This window comes from Corallococcus sicarius, from assembly GCF_003611735.1.
GTDB classification, from domain to species: domain Bacteria; phylum Myxococcota; class Myxococcia; order Myxococcales; family Myxococcaceae; genus Corallococcus; species Corallococcus sicarius.
In genome coordinates this window covers 1-1,617 of record NZ_RAWG01000614.1, presented here as the reverse complement: position 1 = coordinate 1,617, position 1,617 = coordinate 1, and the positions used below count along the sequence as shown (strand labels likewise).

Below are 1,617 nucleotides of genomic sequence, written 5' to 3'. Positions count from 1 at the left end.
GCGGATTCCATTCGACGAGGAGTCGCTGGCGTTCCGCGTCGGTGAGCAGCGGCAGGTCCGCGAGCCGGGTGTCCGGCTTCGTGGCGATGGCCTCCAGCAACACGCCCAGGTGGCCGGCCATGCGCTGAATGGTCGAGGCCTCGAAGAGGTCCGTCGCGTACTCGAAGACGCCGACCAGACCCGCGGGGGACTCCCGCAGCGCCAGGGTGAGGTCGAACTTGGCGAAGTGGACCTCCAGCGGCAGCGGCTGGAACGACAGGCCCGGCACCCGCAGCGCTTCGGCGGGCGTGTTCTGCAAGCTGAACATGGCCTGGAAGAGCGGGCCACGGCTCAGGTCGCGCGTGGGCTGGAGCGCTTCGACGAGCTTCTCGAAGGGCAGGTGCTGGTGCTCATAGGCCGCGAGCGTGGTGCCTCGGACCTGGGCCAACAACTCCCGGAATGTCGCGTGAGGCTTCAGGTGAGCACGCAACACCAGCGTATTGACGAAGAAGCCGATGAGGCCTTCCGTCTCTTCCTGGGTGCGTCCCGCGATGGGGGAACCCACGCTGATGTCATCCTGGGCGGAGTAGCGCGCCAGGAGCACCTGGAAGGCCGCGAGCAGCGTCATGAAGGGCGTCGAGCCCTCCTGCTTCGCCAGGGCCGTGAGGGCGTCGGACACGTTCGCGGGAATCTGTACGTCCACCGTGGCACCGCGGTGCGACTGCGCGGGAGGGCGCGGATGGTCGGTGGGCAGTTCCAGCGCGGCGGGTGCTCCCGTGAGCTTCTCCTTCCAGTAGCCAATCTCCGCGTCCAGGGCTTCGCCCCGGAGCCATTCGCGCTGCCACGTCGCGAAGTCCGCGTACTGCACGGGGAGGGACGGGAGGGCCGGCGTGCTGCCCGTGCTGAACGCCGCGTAGAAGGCGGCCAGCTCGCGGACGAGGACGCCCATGGACCAGCCGTCGGAGACGACGTGGTGCATCGTCACCAGCAGCAGGTGTTCCTCCTCGCTCAGCCGTACCAGCGTGCTGCGCAGCAGTGGGCCCGTTTTCAGGTCGAAGGGGCGCTGCGCCTCCTGGTTCGCGAAGCCTCGGGCTTCTTCTTCCCGCTGTGCATGGGGCAGGGCGGAGAGGTCGATGACGGGCAGCGTCCAGCCCCCTGGGGCGTGGATGATTTGCGTGGGCTGGCCCAGGTGCTCGTGGAAGGTGGTGCGCAGGGCCTCGTGGCGCTGGACGAGGGCCTCGAAGGCGCGGCGCAGGGCTTCGACATTCAGGTGCCCGGTGAGTTGGAGCGCTGCGGGCAGGTTGTAGGACGCGTCTCCGGGCTGGAGCTGATCCAACAGCCAGAGGCGCTGCTGCGCGAAGGACAGCGGGGCCGTGGGCGCTCGCACCGCGATCAGCTTCTTCGGAGCCGAAGCGGTGGTGGTCTGCACGGCGTTGATGTGCTGCGCGAGGGTGGCCACGGTGGGCGCCTCGAAGAGGGCTCGCAGGGGCAGCTCGCGCTGGAAGGTGGCGCGCACGCGCGAGACGAGCTGCGTGGCCAGGAGCGAGTGGCCGCCGAGGGCGAAGAAGTCGTCGTGGATGCTGACCTGCTCGCGACGCAGGACGAGGGCGAAGACTTCGGCGAGCTTCTCCTCGGTGG

Annotated in this window: 1 protein-coding gene; it reads right to left on the bottom strand. The window is 69.1% G+C overall.

Annotation, left to right across the window (positions count from 1 at the left end):
- The coding region (locus D7X12_RS41235) for a condensation domain-containing protein (protein ID WP_244225095.1) at positions 1 to 1,617 on the bottom strand (1,617 nt) is incomplete at both ends.